The 18,285-nt window shown below is 45.5% G+C and carries 20 protein-coding genes; 6 read left to right on the top strand and 14 right to left on the bottom strand.

Annotation, left to right across the window (positions count from 1 at the left end; genetic code table 11):
• Window positions 1-131: 131 nt before the first annotated feature.
• Both NDI35_RS20015 and NDI35_RS20010 read right to left on the bottom strand, forming a co-directional pair.
• Entirely contained in the window at window positions 132-647 is a 516-nt protein-coding gene (locus NDI35_RS20015; protein ID WP_445314257.1) for a methyltransferase family protein, read from the bottom strand.
• A gap of 204 nt (window positions 648-851) precedes the next feature.
• On the bottom strand, window positions 852-1,796 hold the full coding sequence (locus NDI35_RS20010) for an aldo/keto reductase (RefSeq protein ID WP_445314256.1): 945 nt from the start codon (window positions 1,794-1,796) through the stop codon (window positions 852-854).
• 142 nt (window positions 1,797-1,938) lie between these two features.
• Between NDI35_RS20010 and NDI35_RS20005 the strand changes: the two genes are divergently transcribed.
• Both NDI35_RS20005 and NDI35_RS20000 read left to right on the top strand, forming a co-directional pair.
• Window positions 1,939-3,372: a BCD family MFS transporter gene (locus tag NDI35_RS20005; RefSeq protein ID WP_445314255.1), complete on the top strand. Its 1,434-nt coding sequence runs from the start codon at window positions 1,939-1,941 to the stop codon at window positions 3,370-3,372.
• A gap of 115 nt (window positions 3,373-3,487) precedes the next feature.
• Window positions 3,488-4,318 carry an inositol monophosphatase family protein gene (locus NDI35_RS20000; RefSeq protein WP_445314254.1) on the top strand — a complete coding sequence of 277 codons (831 nt, stop codon included), beginning with the start codon at window positions 3,488-3,490 and terminating at the stop codon, window positions 4,316-4,318.
• 426 nt (window positions 4,319-4,744) lie between these two features.
• Here the strand turns inward: NDI35_RS20000 and NDI35_RS19995 are convergent, their stop codons facing one another.
• The 6 genes from NDI35_RS19995 to NDI35_RS19970 form a co-directional block, all read right to left on the bottom strand.
• Window positions 4,745-5,314 carry a VapC50 family PIN domain-containing toxin gene (locus NDI35_RS19995; protein WP_445314253.1) on the bottom strand — a complete coding sequence of 190 codons (570 nt, stop codon included), beginning with the start codon at window positions 5,312-5,314 and terminating at the stop codon, window positions 4,745-4,747.
• 3 nt (window positions 5,315-5,317) lie between these two features.
• Window positions 5,318-5,788, bottom strand: coding sequence for a helix-turn-helix domain-containing protein (locus NDI35_RS19990; RefSeq protein WP_445314252.1), 471 nt, complete (start codon window positions 5,786-5,788; stop codon window positions 5,318-5,320).
• Window positions 5,789-5,936: 148 nt separating this feature from the next.
• Window positions 5,937-6,518 (bottom strand): NADPH-dependent FMN reductase, encoded by a 582-nt coding sequence (locus NDI35_RS19985; protein WP_445314251.1) that lies wholly within the window; start codon window positions 6,516-6,518, stop codon window positions 5,937-5,939.
• A 38-nt stretch (window positions 6,519-6,556) separates the two neighbouring features.
• Complete coding sequence (locus tag NDI35_RS19980) at window positions 6,557-7,438, bottom strand: ChaN family lipoprotein (protein WP_445314250.1); 882 nt, start codon at window positions 7,436-7,438, stop codon at window positions 6,557-6,559.
• 549 nt (window positions 7,439-7,987) lie between these two features.
• Window positions 7,988-8,350, bottom strand: a complete 363-nt coding sequence (locus NDI35_RS19975; protein ID WP_333163759.1) for a cupin domain-containing protein — start codon at window positions 8,348-8,350, stop codon at window positions 7,988-7,990.
• A gap of 95 nt (window positions 8,351-8,445) precedes the next feature.
• Complete coding sequence (locus NDI35_RS19970; protein WP_333173128.1) at window positions 8,446-8,721, bottom strand: hypothetical protein; 276 nt, start codon at window positions 8,719-8,721, stop codon at window positions 8,446-8,448.
• A 160-nt stretch (window positions 8,722-8,881) separates the two neighbouring features.
• On the opposite strand from NDI35_RS19970, the gene NDI35_RS19965 reads away from it, so the two are divergent.
• The 4 genes from NDI35_RS19965 (at window position 8,882) to NDI35_RS19950 (ending at window position 11,759) form a co-directional block, all read left to right on the top strand.
• A complete protein-coding gene (locus tag NDI35_RS19965) occupies window positions 8,882-9,520 on the top strand; it encodes a peroxiredoxin (protein WP_006632618.1) in 639 nt (212 codons plus the stop codon).
• Window positions 9,521-9,715: 195 nt separating this feature from the next.
• A complete protein-coding gene (locus tag NDI35_RS19960; protein WP_445314290.1) occupies window positions 9,716-10,297 on the top strand; it encodes a Uma2 family endonuclease in 582 nt (193 codons plus the stop codon).
• Between the two features lie 65 nt (window positions 10,298-10,362).
• Complete coding sequence (locus NDI35_RS19955) at window positions 10,363-11,337, top strand: cysteine synthase A (protein ID WP_333430142.1); 975 nt, start codon at window positions 10,363-10,365, stop codon at window positions 11,335-11,337.
• Between the two features lie 122 nt (window positions 11,338-11,459).
• The gene (locus NDI35_RS19950; RefSeq protein ID WP_445314249.1) at window positions 11,460-11,759 is read left to right on the top strand and encodes a (2Fe-2S) ferredoxin domain-containing protein; all 300 of its coding nucleotides are present in this window, start codon (window positions 11,460-11,462) and stop codon (window positions 11,757-11,759) included.
• A 14-nt stretch (window positions 11,760-11,773) separates the two neighbouring features.
• Here the strand turns inward: NDI35_RS19950 and NDI35_RS19945 are convergent, their stop codons facing one another.
• The 6 genes from NDI35_RS19945 to NDI35_RS19920 all read right to left on the bottom strand — a co-directional run bounded on the left by NDI35_RS19945 (window position 11,774) and on the right by NDI35_RS19920 (window position 18,254).
• Window positions 11,774-13,006, bottom strand: a complete 1,233-nt coding sequence (locus NDI35_RS19945; protein ID WP_445314248.1) for a hypothetical protein — start codon at window positions 13,004-13,006, stop codon at window positions 11,774-11,776.
• 165 nt (window positions 13,007-13,171) lie between these two features.
• The gene (locus NDI35_RS19940) at window positions 13,172-13,546 is read right to left on the bottom strand and encodes an HNH endonuclease (RefSeq protein WP_445314247.1); all 375 of its coding nucleotides are present in this window, start codon (window positions 13,544-13,546) and stop codon (window positions 13,172-13,174) included.
• A 75-nt stretch (window positions 13,547-13,621) separates the two neighbouring features.
• Window positions 13,622-14,245 (bottom strand): cytochrome c oxidase subunit 3, encoded by a 624-nt coding sequence (locus tag NDI35_RS19935; protein ID WP_445314246.1) that lies wholly within the window; start codon window positions 14,243-14,245, stop codon window positions 13,622-13,624.
• A gap of 143 nt (window positions 14,246-14,388) precedes the next feature.
• Window positions 14,389-16,194, bottom strand: a complete 1,806-nt coding sequence (gene ctaD, locus NDI35_RS19930) for a cytochrome c oxidase subunit I (RefSeq protein WP_445314245.1) — start codon at window positions 16,192-16,194, stop codon at window positions 14,389-14,391.
• A gap of 78 nt (window positions 16,195-16,272) precedes the next feature.
• A complete protein-coding gene (locus NDI35_RS19925) occupies window positions 16,273-17,274 on the bottom strand; it encodes a cytochrome c oxidase subunit II (RefSeq protein ID WP_445314244.1) in 1,002 nt (333 codons plus the stop codon).
• Window positions 17,275-17,495: 221 nt separating this feature from the next.
• Window positions 17,496-18,254, bottom strand: coding sequence for a class I SAM-dependent methyltransferase (locus tag NDI35_RS19920; RefSeq protein WP_445314243.1), 759 nt, complete (start codon window positions 18,252-18,254; stop codon window positions 17,496-17,498).
• Window positions 18,255-18,285 lie beyond the last annotated feature (31 nt).

Here is an 18,285-nt window from a genome sequence, read left to right as displayed (position 1 = left end):
GTACCGAGTCTCCAGAAGAGAGAGATGAATCATTCCGATACTAACGGATTTGATATGATATAATTGCTAATTGCGATGACCGCGTTAAGTAATTACCATGCAACCGGATTAGATGAGCTTGCCCTGAACTTTTAATAAACTCCCGGAATTAATTTTTTGACTCGTTGGCGGTATTCAGAATACTCGGAATATTTTTCACTCAGCCAAGCTTCTTCGCGACGGGCTTTGATGTCGAAAAATATCAGTAAAATTGCAGTAGCGATTAAGTGCGACAAGCTAATTTTAAAGATTGTCCAGGCGAGGGCTGCTAAAATTAAGCCGCTGTATAATGGATGCCGTACTATTCCATAAATGCCTGTTTTAACTAATGAGCCGTCTTCTCTGGGATAGGGTAAAGGCGTGAGGCTTTTCCCCAAATCTATCAGTGCTTTGATGATTAAAATTAATGCACCTAAACCGAGACTACTTGCTATAATCCAGGTCAGATAAATTAATTGAGTTGATTCGATTTTCACTCCCGGCGGTTGATAAACTGGCAAGATTGTAAATGCTGTGAGCAATCCTCCTTGCAGCAAAACTAAATATTCGCCGCGGCTGTTTTTGCGCCAGCCTTCGCGCGTGAAACCCCAGTCAGTTAAAATTTTCATAATTCCAGGAAGAAGGAAGAAGGAATAGGGAAGGAGGAAGAAGGAAGAAGGAAGAAGGAAAAGGGAAGGAGGGAGAAGGAAGAGGGAAGAGGGGAGAGGGCAGAAGGAAGAGGGGATAAGAAAGTGAACTGTAGGTTGGGTAGAGTGAAGTAAAACCCAACCTACGGCGAACAGCGAACAGTCAACAGTCAACAATTAACAAATTTATTCTCGCCAAGGACGTGTCATTAATTCTAGTTGGTTGACTTCATCTTGGCTCAAATTCCAGCCTAATGCGCCTGCATTTTCTTGGGCTTGTTTGGCGGTTTTGGCGCCGGGAATGGGGATGACTCCGTTTTGGCATATCAACCAGTTTAGGGCAACTTGGGCGGGCGTTCGATCGCGCTTTCTGCCCATTTTCCGCAGGGTAGACATGACTAATTCAATTTTTTCGAGGCCGCTTTTGCTGAAGCGGGAGTCCATTTTGCGGGCTCCCGTAGGTGGTTCTTGGGCTGTGTATTTGCCGGTAAGCAATCCTTGGGCTAAGGGGCTGTAAGCTAAAATTGTGACGCCCAATTCGCGGGCTGCACTCACAATTCCTTGTTTTTCTACTTGCCGCGACAGCAAGGAGTAACGCACTTGATTTGTTGCTAGGGGAACGCCTTTTGCTGCTAGTATTTTGTGGGCTTGGCGCATCTGTTCTACTGAATAGTTGCTGACTCCTACTGCTTGAATTCTGCCTTGTTTTACTTCATCAGCTAAGGCGTTCATCAGGGTTTCTTGACTCAGTAAAAAAGTGAAGGGCCAGTGCACTTGGTAGAGGGCTATTTGTTCTACTTGCAAGCGTTTTAAGCTGGCACTCAAAGCGTCGGAAACTGATTTTCCTGTAATCCGCCAAGGTACGGGGCCGAATTTGGTGGCTATTTGCACGGGTTGGGTGGTTTTTTTGAGAAACTGCCCCAGTAATTCTTCTGACAAGCCGTTACCGTAGACTTCGGCTGTGTCGAAAAAGTTGACTCCGCTGTCTAGGGATGTTTTGAATGCTGCTTCGACTTCGGCGGCGCCGTAGTTGCTGCCGTAGTTCCAAAATAGTTTGTCGCCCCAAGCCCAAGTTCCGACGCACAGGGGAATGACGGCTGGGCCATTTTGTCCTAGGGTAATGGTTGTCACGGTTGGTAAATCCACAATTCTTTATTGTCTATTATTTTTCTATAAATAGTCGCGATCGAGCTTCTAGCCTGGGGAGGAATGGCGGCTGGTAGCGAGTATCTCAGTTACTATAAATGCTGATGCTGTGTTTATTTGAATAGCTATGTCGATCGACCGTTTGCCAGATTCAAGATTAACAGATTCCGCGACTCCTGCCATCAAGAGAGTTACCCTCGTGACTATGTTCCGGTTGGGTTTGTTTCAGATGGGATTGGGCATGATGTCGATTTTGACGCTGGGGGTGCTCAATCGCGTCATGATTAAGGAGTTGGCGATTCCGGCTACTGTGGTGGCGGGTACGCTGGCGATGCACCAGTTTGTCGCGCCGGCTAGGGTGTGGTTCGGGCAAATGTCTGATGCTAGGCCTTTGTTTGGCCATCACCGCACAGGTTATGTGTGGGTAGGAAGCGTTTTGTTTGTGATTTCTGCTTTTTTGGCGGTACAGGTGATGTGGGGCTTGGGTGGCAGTTTGGAGACTGTGGGGTGGACGACTGCTACTTACGGTTGGGTGGGTTTGTTGGGTTTGATTTTTGCGCTTTACGGTATTGCTATTTGTTCGAGTTCGACTCCTTTTGCTGCTTTGTTGGTGGATGTTTCGGATGAGGAGGATCGATCGAAGTTGGTGGGTGTGGTGTGGTCGATGCTGATGGTTGGTATTATTATCGGGGCGATTGTTAGCAGCGGTTTGCTGAAGCAAATTGATGGGGATGTGCCGCGGGAAGTGTTGCAGGCTTCGATTAATGGTTTGTTTGTGAAGGTGCCGGCGCTTGTTTTATTTTTGGTGGGGATTGCGACTTTTGGCGTTGAGAAAAAGTATTCGCGGTACAAAGTGCGATCGTCGGCAGTGAATCGAGAAGATAAAATTACTTTGAGAAGTGCGCTGCGGATTTTGACTGCTAGCCGCCAAACCGGTTTGTTTTTTACTTTCCTGCTGATTATGACAATTTGCTTGTTTATGCAGGATGCGGTTTTAGAACCTTACGGCGGGGAAATTTTTAAGATGCCGATTTCGGAAACTACTCGGTTGAATGCTATTTACGGTACTGGTACTCTGATCGGTTTGGCCACAACTGGTTTTTTAATTGTGCCGCGAATTGGCAAGCAAAATACGATTAGGTTGGGCTGTTTGTCGGTGGCTGCTTGTTTTGGTTTAATTATTTTATCTGGATTTACAGGAAATCCAATTGTGTTTAAGTCGGCTTTAATGTTGTTTGGGCTAGCTTCAGGAATTACGACGACGGGGGCGCTGAGTTTGATGTTGGATTTGACTGCGGCAGAAACTGCTGGCACTTTTATTGGCGCTTGGGGTTTGTCGCAGGCGATGGCGCGGGGTGTGGCTACGATTAGCGGGGGTGCTATTTTGGATTTGGGCAGGAGTTTGTTTGGGGTGCCGATGTTGGCTTACGGGTTGGTGTTTGGTGTGCCGGCGGTGGGTATGATTCTGGCTGTTTGGCTTTTGGGTAGGGTGGATGTTGGGGAGTTTCAGGATAATGCTAAAAGTGCGATCGCCACTATTCTTGAAAATGAATTAGACTAAGGTTTTGTCAGTTAGCCTGTGGCAGTTGACAGGAAAGCAGGTGTCAGTCGTCAGTTGGGCTGTGGCAGTTGTTAGTTCCCATAATCAATAACCAATAACTAATAACGAATAACTAATGACTAATTTTTGGGATTCTATTTTAAGTTTTGCACGGGTTACTGTCGAGAGAGTCGGACAGCAGTTGTTGCAAGATTTCGGTTCCGCGCAAGCGGATGAAAAGGATGACGGGAGTTTGGTGACGAAATCCGATAATTGGGCGGATGCAGAAATTAGAAGTGCGATCGCATCTGCTTTTCCTAGTCACGGGATTTTAAGTGAGGAGGGCGAACACGTTTTCCCAGATACTGAATGGTGTTGGGTTGTCGATCCTTTGGATGCTACCACTAATTTTGCTAGGGGAGTTCCGATTTGGGGTATTTCTTTGGGTTTGTTGTATCGCGGAACTCCGGTTTTTGGCTGCGTGCATTTGCCGCCAATTATTCAGTCTTTTCACGGTTTTTATGCACCTGATTTTGCAGGCGGCGTGTTTGACAATATGCCTCAAGGTGCTTTTTTAAACGGGCAGAAAATTCGGCCGACTGCTGATAAAATGAGCGGCAATCATTTTTTTAATTTGTGTTCGCGGAGTGTGGGAATCGGGCCTCATCTTCCGAGTAAAGTTCGGATGTTGGGCATGGCTAGTTACAATTTTTTGACTGTGGCTTCGGGTGTGGCTATGGGAGGGGTGGAAGCGACTCCCAAAATTTGGGATATTGCGGGGAGTTGGGTAATTGTGAAGGCTGCTGGTGCGGTTTGGTTGCCGCTGGAATCCCCGGCTATTTTTCCGCTGGAAGTGGGGAAGAATTACGGCAGGATTTCTTATCCGACTTTGGTAATGAATCGGCAGGAGTTGGTGTCCGTGTTTTTGCCGTTTGTGGAGGCTTGGAAGAAGAAAAAAATGGGGTAATTTACGCGCGAGCGAAGCTATCCTGTAGGAAATCGAACAATTATTAAATAAAACTGCAGGGCAGGCGTGACGGAGGAGTCTCCCACGCCTGCCGTGCTGTTTGGAAGAAATATACCGACCGATGACCGATGGTTCAAGTATGCCTACCCTTGTCTGTTTCTGCCAATCTGCGATCGGGTGGTTTTATTTTACGTCGATCGGGTGATGCGGTTTCGTACAATTTGTGGTAAGTTTTAAACTCGCTATTATATCTGAGAAATAAAATTATACCCGTTTTCAAGTAGAGGCACAAGAATAAATAGATTTACTGCGGTGTGGGAAAAAGTAGATGAGTGGTATATTGGCTATGTCGAAGAGTTAGCCTGTGGGAAGATACAAGAATAAACTTTGGAAGAAACTCGGAAAAGTCTGCGGTTTGCGATCGCACTAATCTCGATAGCACAATTCTCGCATCCGATTTGCTGACAGCGGCAGTCCCAATTCTACCAGCGTTTGTAAATAGTCGTCAGGCGTTTTTGGCGGATTCTTGAGCCTGATTCTTTGTTTCTCGGCGGCTTTGCATACTGTTTGCCAGTTGAGGTCAAGCAAGTCTAAAATAAAATCATCTCGATGCTGCGCTAAAATGTCGTAAGGTGCAAGAGTTTCTTCAGGAAAATCCCTGAGATTGAAAGTAATAATAAACTTAGAACGAGAGTGAATTGCAGCAGCGAGGACATGGCGATCTCCCGGATCGGGTAGTTCTAACTCTTTTATAATTGTCTCATAGCCTTGCACCAAAGAATTTTCAACACTTGCATTCATTAATTTTTTGGTTCTGGCAAGCTGTTCAAATCTTATATCAGGACGGTTTATAAGTACATTTCTTATCCACTCGTCGTGAATTTCTTCAGTCCAACGTGCCTCAACTATGTCGGTAGTTGCCAACTGTACAAACAAGTCACGAAGAGATGCCGAATACAAAACATTAGCATCGTAAATAACAGTTAAAATTGCCATGCTTTAATGGTAGAAACCCAGTGCTTCTGATTCAGCTACAAGCATATCCATAATTTTACTGCTTTCTTCGTAACTTTGTTTCTTATAGGCTATTAAATCTTCGTAACGTATCCGGCGACTGTTCCTGACTGTCTTGTAAGGGATTTTTCCCGCCTCCAGCAACTCCCGCATATATTTATCTGAAACTCCCAGGATGTCGGCTGCTTGATAAATATGAAGTTCTTTAGTAATGGGAGTTAACTTGACAGTATTGCCACTGCTTGTCTGTTGCAAAATTGCTAACAGCAGGGGTAACGCTGCGGCCGGTATGTCAATTGTTTCTCCCTCTTTTTCGTTTAATATCAATTTGAGGGATTCGCCAGACGGATGATTTTGCAAGTGCGATTCTAAAGCGCGGCTACTGGTTTTGGCAACCGCTGCTTCTGCTGCTGTCGGCAAAGCAGGTGCTGAGTCGAGATCTCCGGTGAATGTCATGTTAATTTGGGGTTGAGTATAACAGGCAATCAACTACGATCGTAGCAATTTTGTGAGGCGATCGCACTTGATGCAGCCAGCGAAATAACAAATGCTGGGATGGGGACACAACATTGCTGTGTCCCAACTCCAAAATGAATTTATTGCCTCATGCGATTAATTTCGACAGCACATTAGACAACTTAGCACCGAGATTCTCAACAGCGTCCTGCTGTTTGGGATCTTTCATCGTACCGTCAGCATTAAATGCTTCAAAAGCTTGGGGAATTGCTTTCTGATCGGGGAGTACCAATACGTTAATATTCCCCAGGATCGATCGCAAATGCACTAATCCCCGCAAACCGCCCATTCCCCCTGGGGAAGCACTCATAATTACCGCTACTTTGCCAGTAAATGCCACCAATCCCGCTTCACCCGGTGCTGGGCGCGATACCCAATCGATCGCATTTTTCAACACAGGCGTAATTGAACTGTTATATTCAGGGGAAGCTATCAAAAACCCGTCATGCCCTACCATCAATTCCTTCAATTTGCGGGCATTTTCTGGCATTCCCTCTTTTGCTTCCAAATCTTCATCAAATAGCGGCATCGGCAAATCGCGCAAATCTACATAAGTAACTTCTGCACCCGCCGCCGTAGCCCCAGCAGCCGCAACTTTTACCAGCAGTTTGTTATATGATCCTTCGCGGGTGCTTCCGGCAAATGCAAGTATTTTTGGTCTGTTTGTCATTGATTTTTTCCTGATTATTGCTTCCGCGTATAATTGTACTATTGCGAGTGATTCCAAACAAAGTCAGCAATGGGTTTATCTGCCGATAAAGCAGGATTGTCACTGGAATTTAATAAAACCGATCGCGCTTTTACATTCCCGACTCCCAAACGCCTCTCGACGCGACTGGGAATGCCGTAACCGTAAATAATGTGTCCTTTCCCCGCCAACACCACAACTTGATAGTCGGGGTTTGCTTTTACAAATTGGGCGATTTTTTCCGCCATAGTTTCGTCCCACAAAACTTGGGCTTGCAAGAATCTTTCAAAACCCGTACTATTTCCCTGTTCAGCCTTTTGGTGTTGCTGGTAAACTTCTAGCAGCAGTTGCCGGTATTCGGCGTTGTCGGTGCGAATTTCGGATATTGGCGGAATGTGCTTTTTTTCCTCTGCTGTGAGGCTTTCTAAACCTTGACTGGCAACTTTTCTCGTTACTTCGGATGGTGTATTTAAGGCGAGGACGGGTAGTTGATTTTCTTTGGCAAACCGCAAAATGGGGGCGTAAGATTCCCAGGGAAAGCGCCATCTGCGATCGTACTCTGTTTGCTCGACTAATTGCTGTTCAGTCAGTTTACCTGCTAAGTAGTTGTCGATCGCACTTTGAAAGGGACGCTGAAACATTTCCATCGCGATCGCAATTTTTCGATTTTGCCGCTGCATTTCTCGGATAATCTTTAGTTGAGCTTGGTGGTCTTCCGCGCTATCATGGGTTTCTCCCAGATACACGACTTTCGCCTTTACCAACTGTTGTAGAATCTCTTGGTTAGTGTAAGTTTGCCCAGGTTGAGGGTTCGCCGTCGTTTGCGCTGTCACTACACTGCTGCACAGCAGGAAGATGCCGATCGATAAGGCGCACAGTTTGATGACTTTGGTTGTTTTCATACAAATATTATGCCGTTTCTCGCAGCAGCAAGCACAGCCGAACTCTACTATTTTAGCTGAGCAGCTAGAAAGCTCAATGCTTAATTTAACTTCATAATTATCCGCAGTTACTTCTAAAAATGTAAAGTTTAGTTGCAGGTACTTGCGCTTCTAGAAGAAGGTGATAAATTAATAATATGAAGCGAACAAAAAGCTTCTCTGACAGATACAACCTCTAGATACCACAGCGAAGTTCACAATAGAATCTAAGGAGTAAAAACGCTGTTTAATCTCACATCTGTCTCATTAAAAACCAATAGCAGCACCCACCAACAAAGCTGACACTTCCTCAACTAATTAGAGGGGAGCAATGCAACTGAATCCGAGGATTATTGCAACTCCACATCGAAGTTGAAAAAAGAGGAAATCACTCGGTACATATGGCTGGGTGCTGTTGTTGTTAAAACAGATTTTCGGTTTGTGATGTTTTTTTCACTAGAGGCAGAGCCTCTAGATAGGCGTTACCGCGCAGAGCCGGGTAACGAGACTAAAATGAGAAAAACTAGAAAATTACTGGAAAATTGTCTCGTCTTCCTTTCGCCACGCGGGATCGACGATACAAATAAATATTAGCGGCTCGGTGCCACAGTTGTAAATAAACTGCTTGGCGTTTGGCGGAATGTAAACTGCATCTCCGGCTTCCACGAATTGATTTTCGTCGTCAATGTGCATTTCTCCAACGCCGCTGAGGATGTAATAAACTTCAGAAGTTGTCAGGGAGTGCAGCGCAGAAGTTTGTCCCGGTGGCAAAGCGGCGTGGGCTAAACTGTAACGCAAATCCACAGCTTGTTTGTCGGGATGCAGCAATTCTCGCAGTTGAGTACCGTCGCCAGCAATAAACTCATCGCAGGCATTTAGCTTTTGAATTAGCATTCTTTCCCCTCTCCTGAAAATCTCTTTACCACAACTTAAGTTTAATTGAAAGAGCCAGAGATGTTAAGAAATATGTAAAGCGGCGGTCGGATTTTTTAACCGTAAATTCCCGAATGCCCTCGATAATCAGGACAGTCGATCGCATCTTCAGATAAAGCTATAGTAGGCTGAACGGGACACTTGAGGTGGTAGTCGCCGGTGAAAAATACGCAGTTAGCACAAGGGATTTGGTGCATCCGCTGAGCTCGACGCAGGGAGTCGGTGACAGCACGCCCGACACTCAAAAAAAGCAAAAAAACTAAACCCCAGGCGGACACAAAACACAGCGGGACTAAAATAGGCTGTATTGCCTTCAGCAGAAAGTAAAGCATAGCAAGAAAATTTAGCGTTAGAAGCCACACATACATTACAGTAGTGGAATTGCCGATCGATCGACCAAAAAGTTTAGAATCCTTTACAGCTCGATCGAGAAACCGGGCAATTATGGCATGATAAGGAACAGTCCTTAAATAAAATTAGAGGAAATCCGTTATGACTCTGCGATTAGGCGATACAGTTCCCAACTTTACCCAAGCTTCGTCCGAAGGGGAAATCAATTTCTACGACTGGGCTGGCGATAGCTGGGTCGTGTTGTTTTCCCACCCGAAAGACTATACTCCAGTGTGCACCACCGAACTCGGTGCAGTGGCCCGTCTAAAGTCGGAATTTGAAAAGCGGGGTGTCAAAACCATTGCCCTCAGCGTCGATGATGTGGATTCTCACATGGGCTGGATTAAAGATATTGAGGAAACGCAAAATGTCACCCTCAATTATCCGATTTTAGCAGATGGCGATCGTAAAGTCTCAGACATTTACGACATGATCCATCCCAACTCGCTGAACAACTTAACAATCCGCACAGTTTTTGTGATTGACCCGGAAAAGAAATTGCGTTTGAGCATTACTTATCCGGCGAGCACGGGTCGCAATTTTAATGAAATTTTGCGAGTAATTGATTCCTTGCAACTTACGGACAAATACAGCGTTGCGACTCCGGTAGATTGGAAAGATGGCGACGATTGCGTAATTGTACCTTCGATTACCGACCCGAAAGAGTTGGAAGAGAAATTTCCTAAAGGTTATACGCCGATTAAGCCTTATTTGCGGATGACTCCTCAGCCGAATAAATAGGTTTAACATTCCTGGGCGCAGAACCTAAATATGTAAGGTGTGTACTGCACACCTTACCTCTATAATCCGCGCGTCAAACCAGTTTGTAGTCAGGACTTTAGTTCTTAATCATGATTTTTGAGGGCTAAAGTCATGACTACAAACAAAGAGATTGTGCAATCTTGTGTAAACACTTTAGATTTGAGGAAAGGCAAAATGCTGTCATCAACAATTGTGTTGCGAATACCGCCCAAATTGCAAATGACAGACGACGAGTTTTTCGAGTTCTGTCAAATCAATAGTGAGTTACGCATTGAACGCAACAAATCGGGAGAATTGCTAATTATGCCCCCTACTGGTGGAACAACAGGAAATCGCAGCGGTAGCGTCTTTGGAGAGTTGTATATTTGGGCTCGCCAAGATGGAACCGGTATTTGTTTTGACTCCAGTACGGGATTTAAGCTTGCAATGGGTGACAAGTCTCCAGATGCCTCGTGGATTAAACTGGAACGGTGGAATGCTTTATCTCAAGAACAGCAAGATAAATTCGCACCTATTTGCCCGGATTTTGTAGTAGAACTGAGGTCTGCTTCTGACAATCTCAAGCCATTGCAAGAAAAAATGCAAGAATATATGAGAGAACCAGGAGTGCAGTTAGGCTGGTTAATTGACCGCAAAAATCGCCGCGTTTATATTTACCGTCCTGGTTTGCCAGAGGAATGTTTAGAGAATCCGGCTACAGTTAGCGGCGACCCCGTTTTGGCGGGATTCATACTCAATATGAGCAAGATTTGGTAAAAGTGGTAGCAATAAATATCAAGTTATTGTAAAAATTAATAATAGGATGCAAACACGCAAAAAATATGGATATTAAAAACGGCTTTGTAGGCACAATCGGCAACACACCACTAATTCGCTTAAACAGCTTCAGCGATGAAACTGGCTGCGAAATTCTCGGTAAAGCAGAGTTTCTCAATCCCGGTGGTTCCGTTAAAGATAGGGCTGCTTTATACATCATCAAAGATGCAGAAGAAAAAGGCTTGCTGAAGCCGGGCGGCACCGTTGTTGAAGGCACTGCCGGCAATACTGGCATCGGTTTGGCACACATTTGCAACGCTAAAGGTTACAAATGTTTGATTGTGATTCCCGATAACCAATCTCAAGAAAAAATCGATGCTTTGAAAACCTTGGGCGCTGAAGTTCGCACTGTTCCCGCTGTCCCTTACAAAGACCCGAATAATTATGTCAAATTGTCGGGAAGATTGGCTTCGGAAATGGAGAATGCAGTCTGGGCAAATCAGTTTGACAATTTAGCCAATCGCCGAGCTCATTACGAGACAACTGGCCCGGAAATTTGGGAACAAACAAACGGGAAAATTGATGCTTGGGTAACAGCTACTGGTACTGGCGGCACTTTTGCGGGCGTAGGAATGTTTTTGAAAGAAAAAAATCCTGCTGTTAGAATTGTCTTGGCAGACCCGATGGGCAGCGGGCTTTACAGTTATTTCAAAACTGGGGAAATTAAGACTGAAGGTAGTTCGATTACTGAGGGAATTGGCACCACCCGCGTGACTGCAAATATGGAGAATGCCCCGGTAGATGACGCCATCCAAATTGATGATACTGAAGCTGTCCGCGTGATTTACCAACTGCTGAGGAAAGAAGGGCTGTTTATGGGCGGTTCTGTGGGGATTAATGTGGCGGCGGCCGTGGCTTTGGCAAAGCAAATGGGGCCTGGACATACGATTGTTACGGTACTCTGCGACGGCGGGGCTCGGTATCAGTCGCGTTTGTTCGATCGACAATGGTTGGCTTCCAAAGGTTTATCACCAGATTAACCGTAGGGTGCGCTGCGGCGCACCTTAAAATCTGGGTCTATATAAAATCTTGGCGTATATGCGCGCACCTATTCCCATGATAAAAAAATAGCATATATGCAGCAGAATGTCAAGTAAAAAATATGAAAATCACCCAATCTTCTAGGCAAGTTCTTGTTTGCCAAAACCGCACTTGTCGCAAGCAAAATTCAGCAAAGGTACTGGCAGCTTTTCAGAAATTGTCGCCCTCAGAAGTTGAAGTTGTTGCTAGCAGTTGTTTGGGACAGTGCGGCAACGGGCCGATGGTGTTGGTGCTGCCAGAAGAGGTTTGGTACAATGGCGTTTTCCCTGAAGAAGTTGCGGCAATAACTGAGCAACATTTGCGGGGAGGAAAGCCGGTGGAGAGGATGCTTTACCGCAAGTTTCACCGACTTTCTAATTAGTCGATCGCCCGCCTTTAAAATTCTTCGGCAAACAACCGGCGGAGAATTTCCGTGACTTCGGCGCAAAATCTGGCGTCGAGTTCGATCGCCAAGCGATCGACACTGCTGGAACCGCCTACAGGTTTTTCTGCCCGCAAACTCATGGCTAAAGTTCTGAGTTTTGCCGGCTTTCCCGCCGCCTTCGGCCGCTCGTCAACAAACCGCACTAAAGCCACATAAACTGTTTCTAGGGTTCCCCTGATCGAGCTCAGTCCGTAACCCAATTTTGAGATAATTACTGGAGAAGTGATAAGGCTATCCATCCCCAAAGTTTTAATTGCTACGTCCACATATCGAGCGGTGTCATATCCCATTGCTCTGACAATGCTTTCTAAGCTGTTCCACTGAGATGCTTTCATGCGCGATCGCTGTTCGATGTGGAAGTGCCATCCTAACATGGAAATTAGCCTGGTCAAGTCATAAGCAGATACGGAATTTTTTTGTTTGGTGCTGTTTACTGCGGCATTTAAAAGCACTTGTTTTTTGGTGTAATCGAATATTTTTGGGTTGTTGAGATAAGGATTTTCGCCGTAATCGCCGCGAAAAATGAGGTCATTATTGCCAGTAGCGCTCTTCAGCCATTGCTCTAGTCCTATACGAGTATCGAAGCGTTTGAACATCGCGGCTAAGGAGTTTGAACTTCCTATATGGGAGGCATAGTTAATCATGTCTTTTGCTACGTCGTAAAAGAAAAAATCGTGTTTTTGCCCATTGCCATCTCTAACAACGCAGTTGTCAATATCGCAGTCGGGATATTTGCTATTTATTTGACTGACGATATTAAGGAGTGCGATAATTTTAGTGGCACTCCACTGCTCAGCATTGGTAAGTGCGTTTTTTCCCAGCCACTGCGCCTGAATTTTGCCGTCTACAAAAGTACCAATGCAAACGCAGGCTTCCTTAATTTCTGCGTGCAAAAAATTTAAAGCTTGAGAGTTAATTTGAGGTAGTTCTCCCACGCTGGGAAAGGGGGTAAGTTTGAGGGGATTATTGGGGCCTGGAATAGAGCTAATTACTTTTAAGCCGTCGGGTTTCTGTTTGAGATAATCGGGATAGTTTTTAATGTGTTGTTGGTAAGGAGATTTTTCAATGCCCCGGTCTAAAAAAGCTAGTTTGTTTATGTTAGCTTTGGCATCTATTTCCATTTGGAGGTAGTTTTTGTAGATGCGGGCTCGGTCTTTTGCGAGTTCGAGGGAGGTGAGGTTCATGATAATTGTTGGCAGCTTGTTACGAATAACTAAATCACTATACTAGGATTTACGCAAACAAACCGGGTTTCTCTGTAAAATTTTGGGTTAGGGAACGAAAAATTTATGAAGAAACCGGGCCTCAGACAGTAATTGCCTCCAGGAGTATATACCTAATTTCTGGCCCTACGAGCGAGCTTTTTTGCCGCGTACTTGAATGCGTTTGTCGGTTTTTTGTTTCTTAATCCAAGAGACAAATTTCTGGAGTTCCGGGTCATTTTTGAGCTTTTCCAGGGTGTTGAGCTCTTGGGCGAGGTGTTTGTTGTCAAATAGAGAGTGAATCTGGCGGTGACAGGCTGAGCAAATGTCGATTGTCGGGCTTGGATCTTCGTTTTTCCGCTTGGTGTTTTGTTTGGGGATGAGGTGATGGGCGGTTAATGCTTCCATTTGTCGATCGCACAATTCGCACTGCATAATTTTCTCAATGCTGGTGGATAGGAGAATTGCTACTTTTAGTTTAGCGCGATCGGCTTGGAGAGGGTGAATGAAAGTCGATCGCACTCTCCAAACAATAAAAAAACCCCCACTTGGGGGTCATATAAATCTGTTGTGGCAGAGGCCAAAAAGCCTCTGGCATCACAAAATATACAGTAACAGAAACAAAACAATCCAAATCACATCCACAAAGTGCCAGTAAATCTCCGTCGCTTCGATTCCGAAGTGGTGCTCGCTAGAATAATGGCCTTGCGCGCGCGATCGCCACACCACCGCCACCATCAGCAGCACTCCCAACGTAACGTGCAAGCCGTGAAAAGCAGTCAAAACGTAAAAGCAACTGGCATACAAATTCGTCGTCAAGCCAAACTCTAAATGAGCGTATTCGTAAACCTGACCGAACAAGAAAACTGCGCCCATAGCAATAGTTACGAGCAGCCAATTCCGCATTCCTGCAGCATCATTTTTTTTGATTGCAGTATCCGCATTGTGAATCACAAAACTGCTAGCAATCAGAATTACCGTATTGATTCCCGGCAGCAATAACTCGCGATCGGGCGTACCTTCAGGGGGCCACGCGGGGGCCATCGCCCGATAAATCAAATACGCCGCAAACATACCGAAAAATATCATGCCTTCAGCGCACAGGAAGACAATTACACCTAACATTCGGTGGTCGGGATGCTCGACACCGTGTGCTTCTACTTCGCCCTCGTGGTGGTAATTTAGGGCTGTTTTTGTCGGATCTATCGCTGGAATTTGCATAATAAATTGGTAATGAAGAAGTCAGTTGTCAGTTGTCAGTTGGCAGTGGGCAGTTGGCATTAGTCATCAGTCATTAGTTAAGAGTTAACAGTTAACAGTCAACAGTCAACAATGCCCAATGACTGATGACTAATAACTAATAACTATTCGCCATCTTGACTTTCATCAGCAGGAGAATCAGCATTTACCTCTGATTCAGGAGCGACCAAAGTTGCAGTACCGCCAAAGAAAGTTGAAGCTTGAGCCTCCGCAATAGGAATACCTGTTTTCTGGGTGTTGCGGGTGGCATTTTCCCTCAGCTTGAGCCTGAGACGTTCCCCTGTATTCTGAATTTTTTCCATGCCGTAATCGTAAGGCCCCGTTGCCAATACCGGCACTCCTTCAAAATTTTCGATGGGGGGCGGCGAAGTCGTCATCCATTCCAAACTCAAAGCTTGCCAAGGATTGTCACCTGCTTTCGGGCCGTACCTCCAGCTCCAAATCACATTAATGATAAACGGGATTGTAGACACTGCCAGCATATAAGCACCGACAGTACAAATGACATTAATTGTGGTAAATTTCGGGTCGTACATTGCCACCCGCCGAGGCATTCCTTGCATCCCCAAAGCGTGCATAGGCAGGAAAGTTACAGTAAAGCCAACATAGGTTAAAACAAAGTGAACTCTACCCCAAAATTCATTAATCATCCGCCCCGTCATTTTGGGGAACCAGTGGTAAAAAGCAGCGTAAATGCCAAACACTGAGCCGCCAAACAGCACGTAGTGTAGGTGAGCGACGACAAAATAAGTGTCGTGAACGTGAATGTCGAAAGGTACGGAAGCCACCATGATCCCGGTGATGCCGCCGAGGACAAATGTTGAGATAAAACCCATCCCAAATAGCATGGCGCTGACAAGGCGGAGTTTGCCTCCCCAAATAGTTGCCAACCAGCTAAATATTTTAATCCCAGTTGGTACGGCGATGATCATAGTAGTGATCATAAAAAACATCCGCAGCCAGCCGGGAGTACCGCTGGTAAACATATGGTGCGCCCACACGATTAAGCCCAAAAAGCTGATCGCGAGACTGGAATATGCGATCGCCAAATAACCAAAAATTGGCTTGCGGGAATGCACCGGCAAAACTTCTGAAATCACCCCAAAAAAGGGCATAATCATAATGTAAACTGCCGGGTGCGAATAAAACCAGAATAAATGCTGGTAGACGATGGGATCGCCGTTGCCGGTCGGGTTAAAAAATGCCGTGCCCGCTAACAAGTCAAACGACAGCAAAATCAAAGCTGCGGCTAACACTGGAGTAGCAATCAAAGTCAGCGCTGAAGTCGCAATCATCGCCCAGCAAAACAAAGGCATATCATTGAGACCCATGCTCGGAACCCGCATCGTAAAGATGGTAACGGCAAAATTCACCGCCCCCAAAATCGAAGAAGTTCCCAGAATCAAAACGCTGAGAATCCAAATTTCTTCCCCCGCTTGAGCAGTAACTAAGCTCAAAGGCGGATAAGAAGTCCAACCCGCTTGTGGAGCTCCTACCAAAAAACTGCTCAACAGCAACACGCCGCCTACGGGAATGAGCCAAAAGGCAACGGCATTCAGCCTGGGAAATGCCATGTCTTTTGCCCCAATCATTAAGGGGATCAAAAAGTTAGCAAATCCGGCTCCGGCGGGTACGATCCACAGGAAGATCATCACCGTGGCGTGAACAGTAAATAAACTGTTGTAGAGTTCGGGGGTGACAAAATCGGCGTCGGGGGTGGCGAGCTCGGTTCGCACCAAAGTTGCCATCACGCCGCCGATGAGATAGAAAATAAATGTTGTTACCAGGTATTGAATACCGATGACTTTGTGGTCGGTATTAAAAGTGAAGTAGTCACGCCAATGTCTATCGGCGGGCGCTGTTCCGCGAGCCTCAGTGTTTGCACTTTCTTGGAACTGTGCTTGTGTCATAGTTATTAGTCATTAGTTATTAGTCATTAGTTATTAGCTAAAAATCAAAGATCCAGTGCCAGGAACTAATGACTATTTTTAGTGATGAGTTGGGTGAAGTTGTTCTAGGGTTTCGGAATTAATTTTTATTTCCCTGACGTAGGGAGCCAAAAATTCACCGTCTGACAATTCCCCTGGATTGACTGCAACTGCTTGCTCTAAGTTTTGACTGCTAGCAACTTGCTGGCTTTGCAGCCAACCGTCGAATTCTTCGGGCGTGTGAACGACTGCTAAAGCTTTCATCGCTCCGTGATAAGCGCCGCACAATTCAGCACAAACAACCCGGTATTCGCCGGTTTTAGTTGGTGTAAATCTCAGTTCGCTCGGCCGTCCGGGAATTGCATCTTGTTTGAGGCGAAATTCCGGCAGCCAAAATGCGTGCAGCACGTCTTGCGCGGAGATATTTAGCTGTACGTCGCGGTTGACTGGCATATGCAGTTCGCCAGAACTAACGCCGCTTTCTGGATAGCTAAAAATCCAGGCGTACTGCAAACCTGTGACATTTACAACTAAGTCTGCTGGTTTGTCTTCATTTTCTGGGGAAGCGCCTACGCCTAAAGCAACGAGTTTTTGAGACGGAATTTGAGGGGCGTTTTGGGGTGTATCTGAGAGTGTTGCTGCGATCGCACTTCCCCGCATTTTAGAGTGCGCTTGCATGGTGCCGTGGTCGTGATTGCCCATCGGATCGAGGCCTCCCATTGAGTTGTAAATCTCAAAACTGTAGACTCCGATTCCTAAAATAATCACCGCCGGCACGGCTGTCCAAAGAATTTCTAAGGGAAAGTTGTCATGCCAAGGCGGCCCGTCTGTGTTGTCTCCTTGACGGCGGCGATATTTAATTGCAGCAACGATGAGAATTCCTTGGACCATGATAAATAGTCCAGTGGAAATGGTCATCATTGTATTGAAAAGTGCGTCTATGTCGGATGCTTCATCAGAGGCGGCGATCGGTAGTAAACCGTGATTCTGCCCGTACCAGAGACTGATCAGAGTCACTACGATGCCGGCGAGCATGGTGAGGATGGAACTTGGAATGTTCACGCTGGTACTTCTTAATAGCGACACTTCTTCGCTTGAAAAATGAAGGAAGCGCCTCTGGGTTATCAATTTTTAATTGTAAATGGTATTTTTAGTAAAATGTCTATCTTAAGGGTTACTTAAGGCTTAGTATGTGTGACCGAGCGCCCGCGCACCTCAAAAATAAGTCTTTTGTACCTTGACAAAAATGAGTAAAAATGGTACACAATCGCTCTGTTTGGCTGCTAAATTTGAGATGGTTTCTCAAACACCATCAAATGCTGCTGGGGTAACATATCTTTTGTCTCTTTCCATACTAAACCGACGGCGGCCATTTCTTTTTTCACCTGCTTCTGCGTCATTTTGTGCAAACCTTTAATGGGAATCAGCGGGTTTTCGCCCCGATACTCGATCGATACTGTGCGGCCTCCCGGTTTGAGTGCTTTCACAATTCCTTGCATCATTTCTCTGGGATATGCAAATTCGTGATAAGCATCGACCATCAAAACTAAATCTACGCTGTTTTCCGGTAAATTCGGATTGTCGATACTTCCCAAAACTGGTTCAACGTTAGCGATATTTTTTTCTTGTTTATTCAATTTAATAAAATTAATCATTTCCGGCTGCACGTCAACTGCCAAAACCTTTCCTTCTGGAACTAAGGGAGCGATGCGAAAGCTAATATATCCCGTTCCCGCTCCAATGTCTGCTACAATATCGGTGGGTTTTAAATCGAGATTGTTGACTAATCGAGCTGATTTTTCCTCCATGCCGCGAGACGGTCTTTCTAGCCAACTAGCGCCTTGATATCCCATGACTTGGGCAATTTCTCGACCCATGTAAAATTTGCCGATGCCGTCTGGATTGTGGACTGTTCGCTGTTGGTAAATGGTGTCGCTGTTGGCGGTTTGACTTGCTGCTGCACAGGCATTGAGCGGCAACAGGCAAAGAATTGTCAAAATTATTACTGTTAAGGGTTTAATTAATTGTGCCGTTTTTTTCACGATATTTCTGATTTTGTGTTTAAATTTATTT

Origin of the sequence: Microcoleus vaginatus FACHB-2002, assembly GCF_040004035.1 — a bacterium.
Taxonomy (GTDB): domain Bacteria; phylum Cyanobacteriota; class Cyanobacteriia; order Cyanobacteriales; family Microcoleaceae; genus Microcoleus; species Microcoleus vaginatus_C.
The sequence above is the reverse complement of the archived record's forward strand: the minus strand, read 5'-3'. Positions and strand labels throughout refer to the sequence as shown.

Bases quoted from the DNA above. Each gene is read 5' to 3' on its own strand.
- NDI35_RS19945 (WP_445314248.1), bottom strand. From the start codon at position 13,006: ATGAACCTCACCTCCCTCGAACTCGCAAAAGACCGAGCCCGCATCTAC.
- NDI35_RS19975 (WP_333163759.1), bottom strand. From the start codon at position 8,350: ATGCTAATTCAAAAGCTAAATGCCTGCGATGAGTTTATTGCTGGCGAC.
- NDI35_RS20005 (WP_445314255.1), top strand. From the start codon at position 1,939: ATGTCGATCGACCGTTTGCCAGATTCAAGATTAACAGATTCCGCGACT.
- NDI35_RS19955 (WP_333430142.1), top strand. From the start codon at position 10,363: ATGGATATTAAAAACGGCTTTGTAGGCACAATCGGCAACACACCACTA.
- NDI35_RS19970 (WP_333173128.1), bottom strand. From the start codon at position 8,721: ATGCTTTACTTTCTGCTGAAGGCAATACAGCCTATTTTAGTCCCGCTG.
- NDI35_RS20000 (WP_445314254.1), top strand. From the start codon at position 3,488: ATGACTAATTTTTGGGATTCTATTTTAAGTTTTGCACGGGTTACTGTC.
- ctaD (WP_445314245.1), bottom strand. From the start codon at position 16,194: ATGACACAAGCACAGTTCCAAGAAAGTGCAAACACTGAGGCTCGCGGA.
- NDI35_RS19965 (WP_006632618.1), top strand. From the start codon at position 8,882: ATGACTCTGCGATTAGGCGATACAGTTCCCAACTTTACCCAAGCTTCG.
- NDI35_RS19935 (WP_445314246.1), bottom strand. From the start codon at position 14,245: ATGCAAATTCCAGCGATAGATCCGACAAAAACAGCCCTAAATTACCAC.
- NDI35_RS19960 (WP_445314290.1), top strand. From the start codon at position 9,716: ATGCTGTCATCAACAATTGTGTTGCGAATACCGCCCAAATTGCAAATG.
- NDI35_RS19985 (WP_445314251.1), bottom strand. From the start codon at position 6,518: ATGACAAACAGACCAAAAATACTTGCATTTGCCGGAAGCACCCGCGAA.
- NDI35_RS19990 (WP_445314252.1), bottom strand. From the start codon at position 5,788: ATGACATTCACCGGAGATCTCGACTCAGCACCTGCTTTGCCGACAGCA.
- NDI35_RS19995 (WP_445314253.1), bottom strand. From the start codon at position 5,314: ATGGCAATTTTAACTGTTATTTACGATGCTAATGTTTTGTATTCGGCA.
- NDI35_RS19950 (WP_445314249.1), top strand. From the start codon at position 11,460: ATGAAAATCACCCAATCTTCTAGGCAAGTTCTTGTTTGCCAAAACCGC.
- NDI35_RS20015 (WP_445314257.1), bottom strand. From the start codon at position 647: ATGAAAATTTTAACTGACTGGGGTTTCACGCGCGAAGGCTGGCGCAAA.
- NDI35_RS19980 (WP_445314250.1), bottom strand. From the start codon at position 7,438: ATGAAAACAACCAAAGTCATCAAACTGTGCGCCTTATCGATCGGCATC.